General features: G+C 45.5%; 17 protein-coding genes. 7 read left to right on the forward strand and 10 right to left on the reverse strand.

The window, feature by feature from the left end:
* Positions 1-5: 5 nt before the first annotated feature.
* Both glpK and AAE02nite_RS14420 read right to left on the reverse strand, forming a co-directional pair.
* Entirely contained in the window at positions 6-1,535 is a 1,530-nt protein-coding gene (gene glpK / locus AAE02nite_RS14415) for a glycerol kinase GlpK (protein ID WP_146898662.1), read from the reverse strand.
* Positions 1,536-1,562: 27 nt separating this feature from the next.
* Positions 1,563-3,191 (reverse strand): glycerol-3-phosphate dehydrogenase/oxidase, encoded by a 1,629-nt coding sequence (locus AAE02nite_RS14420; protein ID WP_146898665.1) that lies wholly within the window; start codon positions 3,189-3,191, stop codon positions 1,563-1,565.
* A 243-nt stretch (positions 3,192-3,434) separates the two neighbouring features.
* Here AAE02nite_RS14420 and AAE02nite_RS14425 point away from each other — a divergent pair, with 243 nt between their 5' ends.
* From AAE02nite_RS14425 to AAE02nite_RS14435, 3 genes are all read left to right on the forward strand, one after another.
* Positions 3,435-4,199: a DeoR/GlpR family DNA-binding transcription regulator gene (locus AAE02nite_RS14425; protein ID WP_146898668.1), complete on the forward strand. Its 765-nt coding sequence runs from the start codon at positions 3,435-3,437 to the stop codon at positions 4,197-4,199.
* A gap of 307 nt (positions 4,200-4,506) precedes the next feature.
* Positions 4,507-7,407 (forward strand): PVC-type heme-binding CxxCH protein, encoded by a 2,901-nt coding sequence (locus AAE02nite_RS14430; RefSeq protein WP_146898671.1) that lies wholly within the window; start codon positions 4,507-4,509, stop codon positions 7,405-7,407.
* 323 nt (positions 7,408-7,730) lie between these two features.
* A complete protein-coding gene (locus AAE02nite_RS14435) occupies positions 7,731-8,489 on the forward strand; it encodes a 3-keto-disaccharide hydrolase (protein WP_146898674.1) in 759 nt (252 codons plus the stop codon).
* Positions 8,490-8,790: 301 nt separating this feature from the next.
* On the opposite strand, the gene AAE02nite_RS14440 is transcribed toward AAE02nite_RS14435, so the two are convergent.
* From AAE02nite_RS14440 to AAE02nite_RS14455, 4 genes are all read right to left on the reverse strand, one after another.
* A complete protein-coding gene (locus AAE02nite_RS14440; RefSeq protein WP_146898676.1) occupies positions 8,791-9,240 on the reverse strand; it encodes a DMT family transporter in 450 nt (149 codons plus the stop codon).
* A gap of 54 nt (positions 9,241-9,294) precedes the next feature.
* The gene (locus tag AAE02nite_RS14445; protein ID WP_146898679.1) at positions 9,295-10,581 is read right to left on the reverse strand and encodes an outer membrane protein assembly factor BamD; all 1,287 of its coding nucleotides are present in this window, start codon (positions 10,579-10,581) and stop codon (positions 9,295-9,297) included.
* A 170-nt stretch (positions 10,582-10,751) separates the two neighbouring features.
* Complete coding sequence (locus tag AAE02nite_RS14450; protein ID WP_146898682.1) at positions 10,752-11,120, reverse strand: VOC family protein; 369 nt, start codon at positions 11,118-11,120, stop codon at positions 10,752-10,754.
* Positions 11,121-11,179: 59 nt separating this feature from the next.
* Positions 11,180-11,749 (reverse strand): hypothetical protein, encoded by a 570-nt coding sequence (locus AAE02nite_RS14455; RefSeq protein ID WP_146898685.1) that lies wholly within the window; start codon positions 11,747-11,749, stop codon positions 11,180-11,182.
* 388 nt (positions 11,750-12,137) lie between these two features.
* Here AAE02nite_RS14455 and AAE02nite_RS14460 point away from each other — a divergent pair, with 388 nt between their 5' ends.
* The gene (locus AAE02nite_RS14460) at positions 12,138-13,163 is read left to right on the forward strand and encodes an ABC transporter substrate-binding protein (RefSeq protein WP_218033505.1); all 1,026 of its coding nucleotides are present in this window, start codon (positions 12,138-12,140) and stop codon (positions 13,161-13,163) included.
* A 165-nt stretch (positions 13,164-13,328) separates the two neighbouring features.
* Here AAE02nite_RS14460 and AAE02nite_RS14465 read toward each other — a convergent pair whose 3' ends face one another.
* Positions 13,329-13,703, reverse strand: coding sequence for a response regulator (locus AAE02nite_RS14465; protein WP_246151051.1), 375 nt, complete (start codon positions 13,701-13,703; stop codon positions 13,329-13,331).
* A 104-nt stretch (positions 13,704-13,807) separates the two neighbouring features.
* On the reverse strand, positions 13,808-14,944 hold the full coding sequence (locus AAE02nite_RS14470) for a sensor histidine kinase (protein ID WP_146898689.1): 1,137 nt from the start codon (positions 14,942-14,944) through the stop codon (positions 13,808-13,810).
* A gap of 541 nt (positions 14,945-15,485) precedes the next feature.
* On the opposite strand from AAE02nite_RS14470, the gene AAE02nite_RS14475 reads away from it, so the two are divergent.
* The 3 genes from AAE02nite_RS14475 (at position 15,486) to AAE02nite_RS14485 (ending at position 18,744) form a co-directional block, all read left to right on the forward strand.
* On the forward strand, positions 15,486-17,012 hold the full coding sequence (locus AAE02nite_RS14475) for a sugar ABC transporter ATP-binding protein (protein WP_146898692.1): 1,527 nt from the start codon (positions 15,486-15,488) through the stop codon (positions 17,010-17,012).
* 175 nt (positions 17,013-17,187) lie between these two features.
* Positions 17,188-18,168: an ABC transporter permease gene (locus AAE02nite_RS14480; protein WP_146898695.1), complete on the forward strand. Its 981-nt coding sequence runs from the start codon at positions 17,188-17,190 to the stop codon at positions 18,166-18,168.
* A 123-nt stretch (positions 18,169-18,291) separates the two neighbouring features.
* Positions 18,292-18,744: a GNAT family N-acetyltransferase gene (locus AAE02nite_RS14485; protein ID WP_146898698.1), complete on the forward strand. Its 453-nt coding sequence runs from the start codon at positions 18,292-18,294 to the stop codon at positions 18,742-18,744.
* Positions 18,745-18,829: 85 nt separating this feature from the next.
* Here AAE02nite_RS14485 and AAE02nite_RS14490 read toward each other — a convergent pair whose 3' ends face one another.
* Positions 18,830-19,246 (reverse strand): DUF2721 domain-containing protein, encoded by a 417-nt coding sequence (locus AAE02nite_RS14490; protein ID WP_146898701.1) that lies wholly within the window; start codon positions 19,244-19,246, stop codon positions 18,830-18,832.
* Positions 19,247-19,391: 145 nt separating this feature from the next.
* Entirely contained in the window at positions 19,392-20,714 is a 1,323-nt protein-coding gene (locus tag AAE02nite_RS14495; RefSeq protein ID WP_146898704.1) for a sensor histidine kinase, read from the reverse strand.
* Between the last annotated feature and the right edge of the window lie 115 nt (positions 20,715-20,829).

A 20,829-nucleotide genomic window follows, 5' to 3' on the forward strand; every position in this document is an offset into this window, starting at 1 on the left:
GTTTCTTAGCTGATGGTGGCGGATGAAGATTCCAATTCTGGTTCGTTGTCGCGGGCCCAGGCGCGGGCGGCTTTCACGGCTTTAAGCCAGCCTTTGGTATAGGTTTCTTTCGGAAAATTTTTGTCCGGCTCATATTGCTTACTTATTTGCCATTGCTCCTGAATTTCCTCGGTGCTTTGCCAGAAACCCGTTGCCAGCCCAGCCAGGTAAGCCGCGCCAATAGCGGTTACTTCGGTAATAGCTGGTTTTACCACCCGGGTCTGCAATAAATCCGCCTGGAACTGCATCAATAAATTATTAGCGGTAGCGCCGCCGTCTACCCGCAATTCTTCAATTTCTACGCCCGCATCGGCTTCCATGGCTTTTAAAACTTCCATGGTTTGGTAGGCAATACTTTCTAAAGAGGCGCGGGCAATGTGGGCTGCTGTAGTGCCGCGGGTTAAGCCCACCATGGTGCCGCGGGCGTGCTGATCCCAGTACGGAGCGCCCAAACCAGCAAAAGCCGGTACCAAATATACGCCGTCGCTGCTTTTTACTTTCTGTGCCAGTTCTTCTACTTCCGCCGAATGCGAAATAATACCCAACCCATCGCGCAGCCATTGTACCACGGCCCCGGCAATAAAAATACTGCCCTCCAAAGCATATTGCACCTGCCCGTTTATTTTCCAGGCTACGGTAGTTACCAATTGGTTATTCGATAAAATAGGTTTGTCGCCAATATTCATCAGCATAAAGCAGCCGGTGCCGTAGGTATTTTTAACCATACCGGGTTTGGTACACATTTGCCCGAACAAAGCGGCCTGCTGGTCGCCGGCAATACCCGCAATGGGAATGCGGGTAGAGAACAGATTGGTGGAGGTTTCGGCCACTACTTCGCTTGATGATTTAACCTCCGGCAGCATATTAACCGGTATCCCGAACAGTGCTAATAATTCCTCGTCCCAGGCTAGGGTATGAATATTGAATATTAAGGTGCGGGAGGCGTTGGTTACATCGGTTACGTGGGTTTTGCCATCGGTCATTTTCCAGATAAGCCAGGAATCGATGGTGCCAAAGGCCAGGTGACCGGCTTCGGATTTTTCGCGGGCACCCGGTATATTTTCCAGCATCCACTTTACTTTGGTAGCCGAAAAATAAGCATCTATTACCAGGCCGGTTTTTTCCTGAATCATGGTATCCAAGCCTTGCGCCCGCAGGCTGTCGCAAAATTCGGCGGTGCGACGGTCTTGCCACACAATGGCATTACAAATGGCCTCGCCGGTGCGCCGGTCCCAAACTACGGTGGTTTCGCGCTGGTTGGTAATGCCAATGGCTTGTATATCGCTGGCGTGTAAATTAGCTTTCAGAATCGCTTCGGCGGCAACGCCTACCTGCGTCGACCAGATTTCGTTGGCATCGTGCTCTACCCAGCCTGGTTGCGGATAAATCTGGGTAAATTCTTTTTGGGCCATCGAAACAATGGCACCTTGCCGGTCGAAAACAATAGCCCGGGAACTGGTGGTGCCCTGGTCAAAAGCCAAAATATATTTGCTCATGCTGCTTAAGTTTTTAAGTATTTTAATTTAGTAAGTGGTAGATAGCGGTTGTATGGGTATTTGGGGTTGAAGTAAATAATTTTCGGCCAATTGGGTAAATTCCAGCAATTGTTTTTCTTGCCAGGCTAGATCATAATCTAATTCGGCGGCCATAAGAGCAGCTACCTGCGGTGCCATTTGCATAGCGGCCCGGGCATCTAAAAACAATATGCGCAGCCGGCGGGCCAGCACATCTTCCACGGTCCGGGCCATCTCGTGGCGCACCGCCCAAACTACTTCGGCCTGCACCTGCGGAAAATCCGGGTGCAGGGGCTTACCCAATGCCGGTTCGTAATTTATTAATTCCCGGATAAAAGCCCTATCGCTGCCGTAAATATTTAAAGAATCATTTTTTACTTTCTCCGTAAAATACCCGTGAATTTTGAGGTTAGCTGTCGGGCAGGCAACTTCGGGCAGGTGGGCCACCGCAATTGCTTCGTCTACGGTTTCTTCGGCCATTTTGCGGTAAGTCGTCCATTTACCGCCCGTAATGGTAATGAGTCCGGAGTCTGCTACTATTAATTTATGGCTGCGCGATATTTCTTTGGTGCTGCCGGTGTTTTTGGTAGGAGCGGCCAGGGGCCGGAGGCCGGCAAAAACACTTTTTACGTCGGCGCGGGTGGGTTTCCGCACCAGGTATTTACCGGCGGTATCCAGTATAAAATCTATTTCGGTTTCGAGGGCGGTGGGTTCCAGGCTGTTCTGGTTCAGGGGCGTATCGGTGGTGCCCACTAATAAATGCTGGTGCCAGGGCACCACAAATAATACCCGCCCATCCGGGGTTTTCGGTATCATCAGGGCATTTTCGCCGGGCAGAAAAGAGCTATCCAGCACCACGTGTACGCCCTGGCTGGGCCGGACCAGCGGTTTGGTAGCCGGGGCATTCATTTGCAAAATATCGTTTACAAACACCCCGGTTGCATTTACCACCACTTTGGCTGGTAAATAATAGGTTTCTCCCGATTCCAGATCCTGGGCCTGTACGCCGGTTATTTTGCCAGTATTATCTTTCGTTAAACCCGTTACTTTGGTATAGTTCAAAACCACGCCACCTTGCTCGGCGCAGGTTTGGGCCAAATTTATGGCCAGGCGGGCATCGTCAAACTGCCCATCGTAATAGCGCACCCCGCCCTTAAGGCCCTCGGTACTAATATTAGGTAAGAGTTTTTTTACCATTTTTCCCGAGAGTAAACCCGTTTTGTTTAACCGGTATTTACCGGCCATTAAATCGTACACCGTCAGGCCTACGCCGTACAGCATTTCGTTCCACCAGGAATAATTCGGAATAACAAACGCCTGAATATTTACCAGGTGCGGCGCATTTTGCAGCAGCAGGCCACGCTCGTACAACGCTTCGTACACCAGTTTTACATCGCCTTGCGCCAGGTAACGCACGCCGCCGTGTACCAGTTTGGTGCTGCGGCTGGAAGTGCCCTTCGCAAAATCGGATTGTTCCAGCAGCAACGTTTTGAAGCCGCGGGCTGCCGCATCTACTGCCACTCCCAACCCGGTGGCGCCGCCGCCAACTACAATTATATCCCAAGCCGGGGTGTTTTTTATTTCCTGTAGAGATGCCTCACGCTTGAATTCTTTTCTACCTGCTCTTGCTGCTTTCATTTAATAGCTATTTAGCCGCAAATTTTATTTCTTTTTATTTCGTTTTAAAATAAACGGTTTAATATTTAAGAACAAAATGAAAGTTGTTTAATTTGCGTTTTATTTAAATTTTGGCGATTCTGCCGGAAAATAGATGAGATTTTATGTAGTTCGGGGTTTACTAGCCGGACCAGTAAAATTATCTTTTCAGATATAAAGAATATTTATTTCATTTAAGGTAAATTTAGGTCTAAACAGCTCTTTATGATCAACTTAACAGAAAGGCACCAACATATCCTGAATATATTACAGCAGGAAGGACAAGTAAATGTGCTGGATTTATGTGATGAACTGAGCGTTTCGTCGGTAACTATAAGAAAGGACTTGAAACTGCTGGAAGATAAAGGGCTGCTTTTCCGTACCCACGGGGGCGCTACCCAGCACAATCCTTATACCATTGATAAATCGGTTAATGAAAAAGAAAATATTCAGGCTGGCGAAAAAACCCGCATTGGGGCGGCGGCGGCTAAACTTGTAACCCCCAACGATTCTATCATGATTGCCTCCGGTACCACGGTGCTTGCACTGGCTAAAAATATTAAGCCCAAGGATAGTTTAACGGTTATTACCTCGGCCTTGCCCGTATCGCTGGAACTGGTTAGGCAGCCCGGCATAGAAGTATTGCAACTGGGCGGCTTGTTGCGGAAAAATTCTTCTTCGGTAACGGGGCCTTATTCCGAAAGTATACTGGCCGATTTTTCGTGCAGTAAATTGTTTTTGGGTGTAGACGGCATTGACCTGGAGTTTGGATTAACCACCACCAATGTAATGGAGGCCCATTTAAACCGGCAAATGATTAAGGTGTGCCAGAAAACCATTGTGCTGGCCGATTCTACTAAATTTGGTAAACGGGGTTTTGGCCGCATTTGCGGGTTCGAGGATATTGACGAGGTGATTACAGATAAAGGCACGTCGGACCATGTAATTAAATTTCTGGAAGGTGTGGGGGTGAAGATAACCCTGGTGTAGGGAAAGCAGCGGCTGGGCAGAACCTCACCCTAAATCCCTCTCCCGGGTGGACACCACCTTTGAGGCGAGGGACTTACATTACCTTTCAAATAAATTGTTTTTCAAATAATCTATTATCTGTTTTAGTAAGAAGAGTTGTAATAAAATAACCGTTAGGCGGGCACCCCTTCTCCCAGAGGAGAAGGGGCTGGGGGATGAGGTGCTAACATACGGTTGATTTACAGATATATTAACAAATAAACTTTTTATCTTTACCCATAGCAGAGATATCATTAAAGAATAATCCACCACAACTAAATAAAAACAAATGAATGTAAAATGGTTAGCGGCCGGGTTGGTGTTTACGGGCATCACGGCATTCACGCTAAAAAACGATTATAGGTTAAAACTGGAGGATAAATACCTGTCGGCAGAAACCAATTTGTATTTACCCGAAGATCTGGAGGCTACTTTGTGGGCTGAGTCGCCGCAGTTTTTTAACCCCACCAACATGGATGTGGACGCCAAGGGCCGCATCTGGATAACCGAAGCCGTCAATTACCGCCTCTATAACAACAAACCAAAAGGCCGTTTAACGCACCCCGAGGGTGACCGCGTGGTAATTCTGGAAGATAAAGACGGCGATGGCAAAGCCGAAACTTCTAAAGTATTTGTGCAGGATAAAGATTTAGTAGCGCCGCTGGGTATTTCGGTGATTGGCAATAAAACCATTGTATCATGCGCACCTTCGGTTATTGTGTACACCGACGAAAACGGCGATGATAAACCCGACAAAAAAGAAGTTTTCCTGACCGGATTTGGTGGTTTGGACCACGACCACAGCTTGCACGCGATGTTTGCCGGACCCGATGGCAAATATTATTTCAACGCGGGAAATGCCGGCCCGCACGTGGTAACCGATAAAGCCGGCTGGACGCTGCGCGCCGGTAGTAACTACACCGGGGGCTCGCCTTATAATAAAGAGAACAAAGGTAATATGGTAAGCGACGACGGTAAAGTTTGGGTGGGCGGCATCGCTTTGCGCATCAACCCCGATGGTACCGGCTTAACCGTATTGGGCCACAATTTCCGGAATTCTTACGAACTGACCCTGGATTCGTTTGGTAATATGTGGCAGAACGACAACGACGACGACGGAAATAAAGGCGTGCGCGTGTCGTACCTGATGGAAGGCGGCAATATGGGTTACGCGAGCGCCGATGGTACCCGCCGCTGGCAGGCCGACCGTCGGCCCGATCAGGAAACCATCACCGCGCACTGGCACCAGGAAGATCCGGGCGTGTTGCCTTTGGGCGATAATACCGGCGCGGGTTCGCCAACCGGCGTAGCCTTTAATGAAAGCGATTTACTCGGCGAAAAATACCGGGGCATGTTGCTGGCCTGCGAAGCCGGCCGCAACGTGGTGCTGGGCTACCGCCCCGAAGCCAAAGGTGCGGGCTATGCGTTAAACCGGCTTAACTTTATTACCTCCTTAAAAGAAGGTGAAGTAGAAGACGCCAAGAGCCGGGCGGACGAAAACGAAAAAACCAAGTGGTTCCGCCCCAGCGATGTGGTGATTGGTACCGATGGCGCTATTTACGTAGCCGACTGGTACGACAGCATGGTAGGCGGTCACCGCATGACCGATACAACTGGCACCGGCCGCATCTACCGCATTGCCCCAAAAGGAAAAAAATTAACTTCGCCCAAAATAAACCTTAAAAATACCAAAGGCCAGCTAGCGGCTTTATTAAACCCGGCGGTAAACGTGCGCAATGCTGGTTTTGTATTACTGCAAGCTAAAGGCGATAAAGTGGTGAAAGATGTAAAGAAGCTTTTATCAGATAGCAACCCTTACCACCGCGCCCGCGCTACCTGGTTGCTAGCAAACCTGGGCCCTAAAGGGGTTGCCGAAGTAGAAAATATGCTGAAAGACAGCGACCCGAATATCCGGATGACTGCTTTCCGGGCTTTGCGCCAGGTTAAACCCGATATTTTACCGTATGCCCAGCAACTCAGCAAAGACCCATCGGCCATCGTGCGCCGCGAAGTAGCCGTGGCCCTGCGCGATATGCCCTTGGAGAAAATCCAAAATATTGCCGTTGAGTTGGCCAGCCAGTACGATGGCCAGGATAGATATTACCTGGAGGCTTTGGGTCTGGCCCTGATGGGTAAAGAAGAGAAAATTTACCCGGTATTGCAGGCACAACTGGGCGGCCAGCCGCTTAGCTGGAGTCCGCGCTTTGCCGACCTGACCTGGCGTTTGCATCCCAAAGCCGCTATACCGGCCTTAAAGCAACGCGCCGGCGCTGCCGGGTTAACCGAAGATCAGCGCAAGAAAGCATTTGTAGCTTTAGGGTTTATTAAAGACCAGGGTGCCGTAGATGCCATGGCCGATTTAATGGCCAGCGATGTAAAAGGCGTAAAAGACCAGGCCATTTGGTGGTTGAACTACCGCAAAGCCAACGATTGGAGTGACTTTAACATGCCGGCTAACCTGCCGGCCCCGCCGGTGGTAATCAGCCCGGAAATGCAACGCCGTATGCTGGGTATGAAAAGCCGGTTACTGAGCAATGAAACTTCGGCAGCCGATAAAATTACGGCGGCTACTGCCATGGCCAAAGATAAAGTGGGTGGCGAAATGCTGATTGGTTTAGCCGCCGAAAAGAAATTATCGCCCGAAATGATAGCTGAGGTAAGCAAAGTAATATTTACAAACCCCGACCAGACGGTGCGGGTTCTGGCCAGCGATTACTTTAAAAAGCCCGGTGGCAATGCGGCTTTGTCTATTCCGAAGATTGCGAAAATGCCCGGCGAAGTAGTTAAAGGTAAAGCTGTGTTCCAAAGCAAATGTACGGCCTGTCACCGGGTAGGTAAAGATGGCAACGACATTGGGCCTGAGTTAACGGTAATTGGTAAAAAGTTCGAAAAGAACGGCTTGCTCGATGCCATTGTAAACCCAAGTGCCGGTATGGCTTTTGGCTACGAATCGTGGCTGATTACGAAGAAAGACGGTACCACTGCCTCCGGCTTTTTACAAGCCGATGGCGAAACCGTAGTGCTGAAAGGCATGGGTGGCCAGATATATAACATTAAAGCCTCCGATATTGCCTCGCGTAAACAGTTCTCAACCAGCATTATGCCGGAGCCGACCGCTCTGGGTTTAAACGAGAAAGATTTAGCCAACTTATCTACCTATCTGCTAACCCTGAAAACGGACCAGAACTAAGCGGTTACCGGCAACGAAGTTAAAACCCCTGCCTCAGTTATATTAAATAGCTCAGGCAGGGGTTTTCTTTATAACCATTAACCTTTACCTGCTAACTGTTTAGATTTGTGCTACCTGTCCTTCCTATAGAATGTTGATAGAGAAGAATAATTTACAGCTGCGGATAATTAAGCATCAAAAAGCTTTTTCAGCTTCACGAAAACAGAAACCCTTATTAAAATCGTTTTTGTTTTAATATTCTACTTTTTTACTTTGCCTTGTCGGAAACCTCAATTTTATTCAGAACTCTAAATTTTTTATTTATTTAATCGAAAAAATAAAACATGAAATCAGAAATTAAAAAAATTAGTCTGGTGCTCCTGACAGCATCCTTGTTCGCCTGCAATAATACCAATAACAGCAACACAGATGCTACCACCAATAGCGATGCTGCCCAAACCGAAACGGCGGCCGCGGAAAACCAGGGCGAGTGGATTGAATTATTTGATGGTAAAACCCTGAACGGCTGGCATGGCTTTAACAAAACCGGTACCGTAACCAACTGGACGATTGAAGATGGGGCACTGGTTTGTTTGGGTGTAGCCAAAGATGCCAGCGGCGGCGACATTATTACTGATAAGCAATTCGATAATTTTGAATTGGTATGGGACTGGAAAGTTGACAAAGGCAGCAATAGCGGGGTTATGTACCATGTAGTAGAAGACTCTAAATATAAGGCGCCTTACGAAACCGGCCCGGAGTACCAAATTATTGATGACATCGGTTTCCCGGAAAAGCTGGAAGACTGGCAGCAGGCCGGTGCCGATTATGCCATGCATGTAGCTAACGATAAAAAGAAACTGAAACCGGTTGGCGAGTGGAATTCAAGTAAAATTATTTTTAACAATGGCCACGTGGAGCATTGGTTGAACGGCGAAAAAATAGTAGAGTTCCAGGCCTGGACCGACGAATGGAATAAAGAAAAAGCCGAAGGCAAATGGAAAGATTATCCGGATTATGGTTCGGCCAAGACTGGGGGCATTGCCTTACAAGACCATGGCAACAAAGCTTACTTTAAAAATATTAAAATTAAAGAGTTGTAAATCTTAAATGAGGTAGAATTTGTTTCAATTCTTCTATTGGCGGTGTTTTCACCGCCAATTTGGTTTTTACTAATTATTCTACAGCAACTATCAGATGCAAGATTTTGTCTGTTGAGCTTACACTTATCAATCAGGAAGAAACTATGCGGCAGGTAGCCAAATAGGTTTCTCCTGAATCTTCGGATTCCCAGAATGACAAGCTTGAACAACATAGCCTGATAAACGTTACCAAGGCAAATATTGCCTAACATTGGTTTACAACAACCTGGCAGCAAAAGCTATATTGGCGTTTATCGCCGGATTAAAATTTCTGGATGAGGTAAACACCGGCCAACAATAACAACACACCCAGTATGCGTAACCAGGTAATCGGGTGGTGCGGAAAGCCGATTATGCCGAAATGGTCGAAAATAACCGCAAATATTAACTGCCCGCCCACAATAAAACCAAAGGTGCTGGCTGCCCCAATGCGCGGGGCTACCACAATCACCGAAATAATATAGAAAACGCCCAGGGCACCGCCAATCCATTTCCACCAGCTAATATCCGCAACAGTTTTAAAAGACGGTAAAAGGTGCGTAGACGTGAGTAACACATAGGTTACCAAAATAACCGTACCCACCAGAAAAGAAATCATGGCGGTAACTACCGGGTTTCCTACGGCCAGCCGCAACTGGGAATTGGCGCCCGCCTGAATGGTTACGGCTAAACCGGCCAGCAAAGCAATCAGGTAATAAAATTCTTTTGGCATACAATCAGCGACAATCTTAGGCAAGTAAAGAATAAGGGCAGCTAAGTTCCGGAATTAGTTAAGCGTAAATGCCATTACTTTTTTATTCTTCTCGTAACTGTCGCGGGCTTTTACCAGGGTATCAATCCAAGACGTTAGCCGGTAAGATTTCTGGTGAAAGTAAGACTGGTATTTGGTGAGATAATTAATGCATTTCTGGTACTGATGGGCATCCAGCCAGGGTTTTAACCGGAGTTTCAGCACGGTTATGGCCTGTTCGGTTGGGGCAGCCAGGGCAATATAGGCATCTACCTGGTCTTCTTCGAAACCCAGGAAATTAGTATTCAGCATTTTGGCCCCGAACTGCGATAGTTCAATATCATTATCTAACTGGTAAGGTTCGCGGTAGTTGGGGTAGCGGGCTTTAAAGGCCTCATACGACTCGGGCGTACCGCTGTCGTTAAATAATACATACAGTTTATCCCAGGCGTTGCGCACATTGCGGTTATTCGGGTATTTCGAAATAAACGTTTCGTAATCTTTTATCGACGGAAACGAAGTAAAACGGGCGTAAATACTGTCTTCGGCCCAGCGGCGGTACTTGCTGTCGGGATTTTCATTCACAAACTTCTCGTAGCCTTCCAGGGAGTTTTCGGTTAACAGCGATTTAAACTCCAGGTGCTCCATTTTTACGATGGCCTCTTCCAGGTAGGGGCTCTCCTGAAAATTAGAAATAAAGTTTTTGTAGGATTGTAAAGTACCATCGGCGGTCAAAGTTTTGTATAGCAATAAATCGTACTTTTTCCGGGCTTCGGGTATCTTTTTAGATTTAGGATACTTTTTCATGTAGTTGGCGTAAGCCTCGTACGTATTTACTTTCTGCACAATCAGGTATTCCAACTGGCTTTTCAGGATTTCGGCGCTTTCCAGTTGGGGCGAGGTAACGTGGGTTTTAATAAATTGCTCCAGCGCTACCGGGTCGTTGGCCAGAACGGCATTCTGAAAAGCCACCGAATCGATGTGCTGCTGCAAAGCCAGAATTCTATCTTCCTGCACTTCGGTTTTACGCAATTTTTTCCGGTCTTTCTCGCCCAGCGTTTTATATAGCTCGCGGGCATTTACCACGTGCACGTAGGCCCGTTCAATATCATATTGCGCAAAGTTTTTCTGGGCCAATATTTTGCTCAGGCCATAAGAGGCTACTACGTCGTTGGGGTTATCAGCCAGCCGGTCCGAAAAATAGGCATAGGCTTTATCGTAATTTTTTTGGCTTAAAGCTTTTAAACCTTTATCGAGGGCAAAAACCGGGTTTAATAAAAAAGTAAAAAGAAGTATAAACGCCAGCGGCCGAAGTAAATTCATAATCTGCTAATCAAATGAAATATATGTCTTTAACGAAAAAAGAACTAAGTAAAGATATATAAAACAAGGCAAAAGAATAGGCTTAAAATTTAAAGTTATTAAATTTTCAGGAAGAATGCGCCTCCGGAAATTCGGATATTGTCAGGCAAAATATTAAAAGGCACTTGGGCCTAATCGGGTAATTCGGTTAGTTCTACCACGTGCCCATCCGGATCTCTTAAAAATATTTGCCACATCCCATCGGGGCGCTGTTTAGGTCCGGAAAAATTTACCTGCTTGTCTTGCAGGTCGGCTTCGGCGGCCCGGATAGATTTAACCCGCACCGCAAAGTGGTTGCCGCGCGGTTCGACTATCACCGGGGCGGTTCGCTCGCCAATTAAGTGCAGTTGCTGTACCGGGCCTATCTGGAACCAGGCTCCCGGAAAAGTAAAAGCCGGGCGGGCCATGCGGGGTAGGTCTAATATTTCACCGTAAAAACGGCAGCTTTCTTCTACATCCTGCACATGCAAGGCTACGTGGTTTAAATCTAATATTTCCAATTTCTGTAGGGTGGTTTTATTTATTTGTAAGGTTTTGATGAGGTACGTTTTAAGGTGCTTTAGTTGTTGTGGTGAGTTTTTATCAATCTATAATTGAATAAAAAATTTTCCTTCATTTCAGGTCCTTTTGCTGATGTAAATTCTTGGTCTAAAAACGCTTCTAATTCATCATACCCATTGCCTTTTATTTTAAAAACACCTCGGAATTTATCAACTAAGTGAGGTTTACAACCAATTATATTGACGGTTGGAAATTCGGCAATGTAAATTCCCCAGGTATTGAGTTTACCAAAGACAAAAAAGTGATAAGGCATCATGCCAAAATAAGGGTCATGCTCTTTTATTTTTTCGTTAAATTCATCCAAGTTGCTTTCTACCGAAAAAGTTGCTTTAAATGGTACAGTTCGTTCGGTTGCAGGCTCAAGGTTTTCCTTAATTGTAAATTCTCGTTCGCCTAGCTCCTTCAGAACATCCATAAGTATGCTATATTCGGCATGTCCTTCTACCAAATGACCTCCAATCGTTAGTAGGAAATCAAAATCTTTACATTTAAAAACTTGTTCCGGCGGAAAAATTGCGCTTTTGCTCATTTCTGCTATTGTAAAAATGTGTTTTCCTTCTGTTCCCATTTTTTATTTACCACAACTGCTAAATAAACAAATTAATCTTTATCCCGCATCTTTTTTGCCTTTACAGTTAATTTAAGAGCATTTAACTCCTTAATAGTTTGCAGGGGAAGGTTAATGGTTTTCTTATGGCAGCTAATGTTGACTGGCAGTGAAGGAATAAATAATATATCAGCAGAGGCTGGAGAATAAAAAGACATGAGGCTGAGCCTCGCGACATCTGGTGATATTTTAAAGCATATAGCGGCTGCAAATCAGGTAACTGCCGGTGGGGAAATAGCGCGCGCAGATGAACATTCAGAAATAAATTTTTAAATTAAAAATTGTAAGAAGTATATGTTTTCCTATTTTACAAACTGAAAGATACTGTTCACTACAAACCCTCCAACTAATGATTAAATACCTGCAAGCCCGCTTTACTTATTTAATGGTTCTGCTGCTAATGGCCGGAACTGTTTTTACCACCGCCTGTAATCGTTCCGAATCAGGGAATACGGAAGGGGGCGAGGGTTCTGGCGAAAAATTGCGCATTGCGGTTATACCCAAAGGAACTACCCACATTTTTTGGAAATATGTGCACGCAGGAGCAGCCAAAGCGGCCAAAGAACTAGGGGTAGAAATAATTTGGCAAGGTCCGCAGAAAGAAGACGACCGGCAACTACAGATTCAGGTAGTACAGAATTTTGTAAGCCGCCAGGTAGATGGCATTGTGCTGGCGCCACTGGATGAGCGTAGCCTGGTGCCGCCTGTAAAAGCGGCCCGTAACCGGAACATACCGGTAGTTATTTTCGACTCGGATTTAGGCGCAAAGGAATACGATAGCTTTGTGGCTACCGATAATTACGCCGGCGGTAAACTGGCAGCTAAACGCATGGCCGAAGTACTGAATGGCAAAGGTAAAGTTATATTGCTGCGCTATGCCGAAGGTTCGGCCAGTACTACCGCCCGCGAAAATGGCTTTTTAGATGGCTTAAAAGAATACGCACCGCAAATCGAAATTATTTCGTCGAACCAATACGCCGGCGCTACCATGGAAAAAGCGTACCAGGCTTCACAAAACCTCTTAAACCGGTTTGGGCAGGTAGATGGTATTTTCTGCGCCAACGAATCATCTACCCAAGGCATGTACCGCGCCCTGCAAACCTCGGGCAAAGCCGGCAAAGTAAAATTAATTGGCTTCGATTCAAATGAAACGTTGTTAAAGGCTATCCAGGATGGGCATATCCACGGACTAGCCGTGCAAGATCCTTTCCGGATGGGCTACGAGGGCGTTAAAACTGCTGTAGCCATAATCCAGAAAAAGCCTTTCGAAAAGCGTATTGATACCGGCGTAACCATGATAACGAAAGAAAATATGGATACCCCGGAAAACAAAATATTGCTTAATCCCGAAATGGATAAGTGGCTGGATGAATAATAAGGCCGATTTTTATCTCCGGTAATTTCGGTTTTTATTCCTTTCTGTCTGGCCCCATCTTGAGCATTCCCGGTTTTCGGTTATGGTGAGATGGGGCTGGTTTTTACCCGTTGTTTGGCAACCTTGGCAGCAAGCCAGCCTTCTATTAATAAGTTCGTGTTAGCGTTAAAGCTCCTTTAATACCTCGGGGGTTAAAGGTTTGGTAAGAAAACCGGCAATAGGATAAAGTTCTGCCCTTTCCCGGTCTTTGGGATGAAAAGAACTGGTACACATGTAAATCCGGGTTTGGTCCAGGTTAAGCTCGGGAGTTTTGGTGAGTGCTTCCAAAAATTCAAAACCATCCATTACCGGCATCTTAATGTCTAAAAAAATAAGATCCGGTAGTTTTTCTCCGTTGGCTGTCAGGTCTTGCAGCTTCTTTAAGGCTTCCCGGCCGTTATGCGCTGTTAAAATCTCTTCTCCGATACCAGCTTTTTTTAAAATTTTTTTCGACAGAAAACACCAGTTATCATCATCATCTACCAATAATACCGTGTTCATCAGCATTGGCTTTTCTGGTTTATTCTTTTTTGTACTCGGTTCTTCCACTGTTTATTTTACGTTTAGGTCGGTCGGGAATTTGCGGCAATGTTTAAAAATCAAATTTACATTTCTGCTTTAAAATATACCTTAAATTCGGTGCCTTTATCTTCTTCGCTTTTTACTTCTATTTTACCCCCGGCATTATCCAAAATACGTTTTACCATAAAAAGTCCTACGCCGGTGCCCTCTACATGATCGTGAAAACGCTTAAACATGGTATAAAGCTGTTCTTGCTGCCGGGCATTCATGCCCAGGCCATTATCTTCTACACTTAATAGTACAAAAGGTTCTTCCAGCCGGGTATTAATATTGATGATACAATCCCGTTCCGGCGATTGGTATTTAATGGCATTACTAATCAGGTTGTATAAGATGCTCCGGAAATTTTTCCGAGAAAACTTAAGCTGATGAACCTGAAAGTCGGTTTTAACAAAATAATGCTCTTGTTTCGGAACAAAACCTAAATCCGCAATAATATCTTCGTAAACTTCCTTTATATTAATTATTTCGGCGGACGGATTTTCACTGAAATCTTTGTGCAGGCGGTTAATTTCGGTGAGGTCATCAATGGTGCGCTTCAGGCGGTTAATAGAGGCTGTAATGCGCTGCACAATCTCTTCTGTGTCTTGGTTTAAATTGCCTGCCTGCGTTAACTCCTCTTGTAATACCTGCACCAGGGCTTCTATGTTGGTAATCGGCGACCGCAGGTCGTGGGATGCCGTATATATAAAGTTATCCAGATCCAGGTTTATTTTATGCAGCTGGTCGTTTTTATGTTCCAATGCACCTTGCTGGCGTTCGGCCAGTTTGTCCTGCAATTCTTTTTGCTTGGTTATATCGCCGGTAATTTTAGTATAACCTACATGCTCCCCTTCGGCCGAATAGATAGGCGTAAGCGTTACACTGGCCCAGAACAAGGAACCATCTTTGCGCTTGCGCCAGTCTTCTACATCGTAAACACCATTTTCTAAAGCTTTATCTAATTCTTCTTGGGGTTTGCCGGCTTGCTGGTATTCGTCAGGGTGCAACATACCGTAATATTGGCCTATTGTCTCTTCTGGAGTATACCCTTTAATGCGTTCACAGCCTTTGTTCCAGGTAGAAATAATGCCGTTTGTATCCGTAGCAAAAATGGCGTAATCCTTTATTTGTTTTATAAAATAAGAGTTTAAGCTTTCGTCCGAATAATGTGGGTTCATAAATATTATTATTTTCCAGATTTATCTCTTCTACTAAAAATTATAAAACAGGTTTAACTTTTGCCTGTTGCTGGTTAGCAACCAGCACGTTTCGAAAATGTAGCAGTCAGTAATAAAAATTAAAATCAGGGCGAGGTTGAAATTAGGTCCGGCAAATATTTAATTCTATATCCCTGTTTTTAATTCTCATAATGGCCAGTTTTCCTGATTATTATTTAAATTAATGGCCTGAAAAGCGTTGCCTGGTTAAAAGCAGGCGGCTATAACTGAGTTGCCGGCTGGTAAATGGCCGTGGCTATATCTTTTAAGCCAAAAATAGGCTGGGTTTGACGAACGTAGTTTGCTAAAGTGTTTTAGTAACGATGTAGCCAATTATGCCGGATTAATATTAGCTTGCAGTTGACCAGGAGCAGGGTTGTTTGGGGTATATTAAGCCGGTCAGTGGATTCAGGCCAAAATTCTGAACAGGTTTTTATTTTGTATAATAGCGCCTGCTTTACTTCTTCTAAAAACTTAACTAAAAGTTAAAAATATATACAACATGCAGCAGGAATCGGCAGTAGCCGGCAATTGGCTCTTGCGTCTGGAGAATATGGCCAAAAGTTTTGGCCCGGTAAAAGCGTTGCGGCAGGTAAACCTACAGGTAAAAGCCGGCGAAGTACACGCGCTGGTGGGCGAAAACGGTGCCGGCAAAAGTACTTTAATGAAAGTACTTAGTGGGGCCCACCAGCCCGATAGCGGCAACATGTACCTGGATGGCCGGGAGTATAAACCCCATTCGCCGGCGGCAGGGCGGCTGGCCGGTATTGCTATGATTTACCAGGAACTCATGCTGGCGCCGCACCTGACCGTAGAAGAAAATATTCTGCTGGGTCTGGAGAAAACAAAATTCGGGTTTTTGCAAAACCAGAAGCAAAAAGTACACGAAGCGCTGACCTGGCTGGGGCAGGAAAATTTGCGCCCGAACATGGCCGTAAACAGATTAAGCATTGGCAAACAGCAACTAGTAGAAATTGCCCGGGCTTTGGTTACCGATGCCCGCGTGGTAATTATGGATGAACCAACCAGTTCTTTAACGGCGGCCGATGCCCAGGCTTTATTCGGGGTAATCCGGCGGTTAAAAGAAAAAGGTATTTCGGTTATTTACATCAGCCATTTTCTGGAAGAAGTTTTTGCTGTTTGCGACCGCTATACCGTGTTGCGCGACGGCGAAACGGTAGCTACTGGTAACCTCACCGAAATTTCTACGCCGGGTTTAATCCGTCACATGATTGGGCGCTCCGTTGATGAGTTGTACCCGGCCATACCCCACCAACTCGGCGAAACCGTGCTGCAGGTAGATAGCCTGGTTACCCAACCTTACCACAAAACCGTTTCTTTTACTTTGCGCCGCGGCGAAATATTAGGCATTTCGGGTTTGGTAGGTGCTGGCCGCTCCGAAGTTATCCGGAGTATTTTTGGGCTGGAAAAGGTCCGGCAAGGTCAGGTAAAAATTAAAGGAAAACCCGATTTACAGGCCATCTACCTAAACCCAAACCAGGCCCTGAATGCTGATTTGGATTTGCTCAGCGAAAACCGCAAAGAAGAAGGGCTGGCTTTAAATTTATCTATTGCTACTAATTTAACTTTATCGGCTTTAAACAAATATGCTAAAAATGGTTTGTTAAATCTACAGCGGGAGCAGGCGGGCGCCGCCGACTGGATGCAGCAGTTACAGGTAAAAAGCCAAGATCCGCTGGCGCCTATCAGCAGTTTATCGGGTGGCAACCAGCAAAAAGTTTGCATTGCCCGCCTGCTGCACCACAACAGCGATATTTTGTTTTTAGACGAGCCCACCCGGGGCATTGATGTGGGTAGCAAGGCCGAAATTTACCGCCTCATCCAAACGCTGGCCGGGCAAGGCAAAGCCATTGTGGTAGTTAGTTCGTACCTGCCCGAGTTATTAGGTATTTGCGATACCCTGGGGGTAATGTACCGGGGGCAGTTATCTAATATTAAACCAATAAAAGACTGGACCGAAGACGACATTATGCACTTTGCTACTTCAGGTGTTGAGGCTGAAAGTTAAGTACAGGAAGGAGCCAGATAAAATAATGCTAATCTGGTTCAGTTGAAATATCCAATTTAAATACTAATTACTTTAATCTGTGCTTCTCTATTTAGAGAGTATTATTCCTTGAAAATTTAAAAGTAAGTTCTAAAATATACACCACAATAATTAATCGCTTACCGCTCTCCACCACATGAATATTACCGGTAAAAAAGTATTGTCCCAGTTTGGCCCTTTTCTGGGTTTAATTTTTGTTTTTGTTTTATTTTCTATTCTGTGCCCGCCGGCATTTACCTCGGTTTATAATATTAAAACCATACTAACCCAGAGTGTGATTGTAGGGATTGCGGCTTTTGGCATGACCATGATTATTATTTCGGGCGGCATAGATTTAAGTGTCGGCTCGCAGATTGCTTTGGGTACGGTAGTCGTAGCTACGGTGCTGAATATGGGCGATACCGGGGCCGAAATGGGATTTATGTGGCCTTTGCTGGCGGCCTTAGCGGCCATTGCTGCCTGTGCCGTGTGCGGTTTTATTATTGGGCGCTTTATTTCGGGGTTTAATATTGTGCCTTTTATTGTTACCCTGGGCATGATGCAGATTGCCCGCGGCGTTGCCAAATGGATTGCCAAAGAACAAACCGTTACAACGCCTCCGAACTGGCTACAGGATTTAATGCTGCTCGACCCCCAACCCGAGTGGCTCTTTTTCGGTCCGGGCGTTTGGATTACCTTAATCTTGTTTATTCTGATGACGGTGCTGCTGCGGTACACGGTTTTTGGCCGCTACATATTTGCCATTGGCTCCAACGAACAAACCGCCCGCCTGTGCGGCATTCCGGTGAAATATTACAAAACAGCCATTTACACCTTTAGCGCCTTTTTTACCGGCGTTGCCTCAATTATGCAGTACAGCAACCTAACGGTAGGCGACCCCACCGCTGCTAATGGGATGGAACTGGATATTATTGCGGCTGTGGTAATTGGGGGCGGCTCCCTAAGCGGGGGAGAAGGCAGTGCCCTGGGTTCTATTATTGGCGCTTTAATTATGGCGGTGTTGCGCAATGGTTGTAATATGTTGGGCTTACCTAATTACGTGCAGGAAATTATCATTGGCGTAATTATCGTGGGCGCTGTACTCGTGGATAGGCTAAAGCACCGGATTAAGGCTTAATTTCCAGCTTTCTCAGATGCATCATACTATCAGCAATATAGCTGTACTTTAGCTGCTCAACTTTCCGAATGTTTTTCTGATTTGTAAGCCGTGTACTCCCTGGAGCAGTAACCTGTAACAAAAATGCAACCTGAAATAAAGAGACTAGGAAAGACAGATATTGACGAATTTGTAGCACTTATTCGGGTATTTGAGGATGTTTTCCAGATGAAAAATTGGAAGATGCCGGTGCGAGCTTACCTGCAGCAACTGTTAGAAAAAGATAGGTTTTACGTTTTTGTCGCTATATCCGATAATAAAGTGGTAGGTGGCCTAACGGCCTATACCTTGGACCAATATTATTCCACCAGGCCGCTGGTTTATATCTTCGACCTCGCGGTAAAAACGGAATTTCAGCGGAAAGGAATCGGGAGCAGGTTAATAGCTGAAATAAATGATTACTGTAAGCAAATTGGAGTAGAAGAAGTCTTTGTACAAGCCGATGAAGTAGATGACTACGCCCTGGAATTTTATCGTTCAACGGGCGGGATAGCTGAGAAAGTGGTGCATTTCAATTACCCTTTAAATACGCAATAACATTACCTGATAACTACCATAATACCCCTGCTTTGCAAAGTTTAACCTGCAGAAAAAAGGTTTCTTTCTTTCTTACCGGGTATTTTTATAGTGCCTGGTGCTTCTGATTTTCCCTATCTTCCATATCACTTAACTCAATTTTTAAGGCATTTACCGAAATCTGGATTTCCCGGATAGAAAGGGCGAGTGAGGCCATTAACAAAACCAGGCTAAAGGCAAACAAATATTTGCCAATAGTGAGCTCGCCGGCAAAAAGCACGAACATACACAGTACGCACATAAACATGCTACTAATGCCCAGGGTTTGCATGTTCCGGATTAATATAAGCCGCTCGCGCAGGTTGCTAATCTGGCTCATCAGCAAAGTGCTATGGGTACGCACGTATTGCTCTTTCAGGTTGCGCACCAGCGAGGCCAGGGCAATAAACCGGTTGGTAAAAGCCAGCAGCAGCAACGAAATAGCCGGAAATAACAATGCCGGGGTGGTAAGGGTAATTTCCATACAAAGTACCTCAAGTTCTGAGGCGTGAATTTACCAGCTCTTACCTAACTTTAATAATTGTAGGAGCAGGATTTAATACAGAATTGTAGTTTGATAACAGAATTATTATCTGATTCTGTAGTGGAGAAGCTAATTGCTTTAAGATTTAACGCGGAAACAACAGCCGGAAAGTGCTGCCCTGGTCTACTACCGAATGTACTTCTATTTTAATCTGGTGGTAATTGGCGATGGTTTGCACAATGGGTAGGCCCAGGCCAAAGCTTTCGGCGGTGCCCCGGCTGATTTTTTTGAACCGGTAAAAGATAGTAGGTAACCGCTCGGGAGAAATGCCAACGCCGGTATCGGTAAATTCCAGTTGGTAATGCCCGTTCTGTAACTGGCCGTTTATGCAAATTTTACCCCCGGTTTTATTATACTTAATAGCGTTGTTAATCAGGTTAAAAAACATATTAAAGAGCAAGGATTTATTACACGGCTGGCAGATAAAGTTCTCCTTCAGATTCATTTCCAGGGAAATCTCTTTGTCTTCCAGGCGGTAAGATATTTCGTCGTTTACTTCGTCGAGCAGCGCCTTTACCGATACCGATTCTTCTTTGATAAACTGCTCGTTTTCGATGCGGGAAATGAGCAGGAGCGTTTTAATAATATTTTTTAACCGGCTGATGGTTTTCTGCATCTCGTAAAACTTTACCTGCATTTCCGGCGAAGTATCGGCGTGGTCGTTCAGATTTTCGAGTTTATGCTGCAGAATGGAAACCGGCGTGAGCAACTCGTGGGAGGCATTGGCAATAAATTCCCGTTCCTGCTGAAAGGCCTGCTCGATGCGTTCCATCATTTCGTGGATGCTGTTGTCGAGGTGCTTAAAGTCGGAGGTAGTGGTTTTTATTCGCGGAAACTTAAAATCGGCCGGTGAGCGCAGGTTCTGTAATTTGGTCCGGACAATAATATTCAGCGGCGAGAGCAGGTATTTGGTAAAATAAATATCCGAAGCAATGGTTAGCAATACCATACTGATGAGCAAGATTAAGGCAAACCGCTGAATAACTACATTATTTTCGGAAACTGAGGCCAGGCTATAACCTAATTCCATCAGGTACCAGTTGCGGCCTACCCGAAAGGTGTTGGTTAAAATCCGGAAGTCTATCTGAATACCCTCTACTTCGCGTTTAGCGGTTTCGATAAAATAAATACTTTTTTGCGGCGGCGCAATCTGCTCCAGGGTAATGTAGTCTTCTTTAGAGAAAATATTATAACTGCTAAACACAGAATCCTGGCCCGGTACCAGGTACTGCGCAATACCACCGGTGCTAATGCTATTTAATACCTTATCGCGCTGTTGCCGCAGCCGCACATCCGTCTGACGTCTGGCCTGGTAATCAACAATACGCGGAAGCAGCAGCACAAATATTAAGATAATAATGAGCTTGGAGAGCGCATTATAGGAAGCTAACTTGTTTTGTAATTTCACTGATTATTCCGATTTGGCAGAATCCGAAGGTATTGGCGTAAACAATTTATTTCGGGTGGTAAATAGTCGTTGAGCAGGTATTAAATAAGCAAGAGATGGCAGGCAATCCTGATAA

This window comes from Adhaeribacter aerolatus, from assembly GCF_007991635.1.
Lineage (GTDB): Bacteria > Bacteroidota > Bacteroidia > Cytophagales > Hymenobacteraceae > Adhaeribacter > Adhaeribacter aerolatus.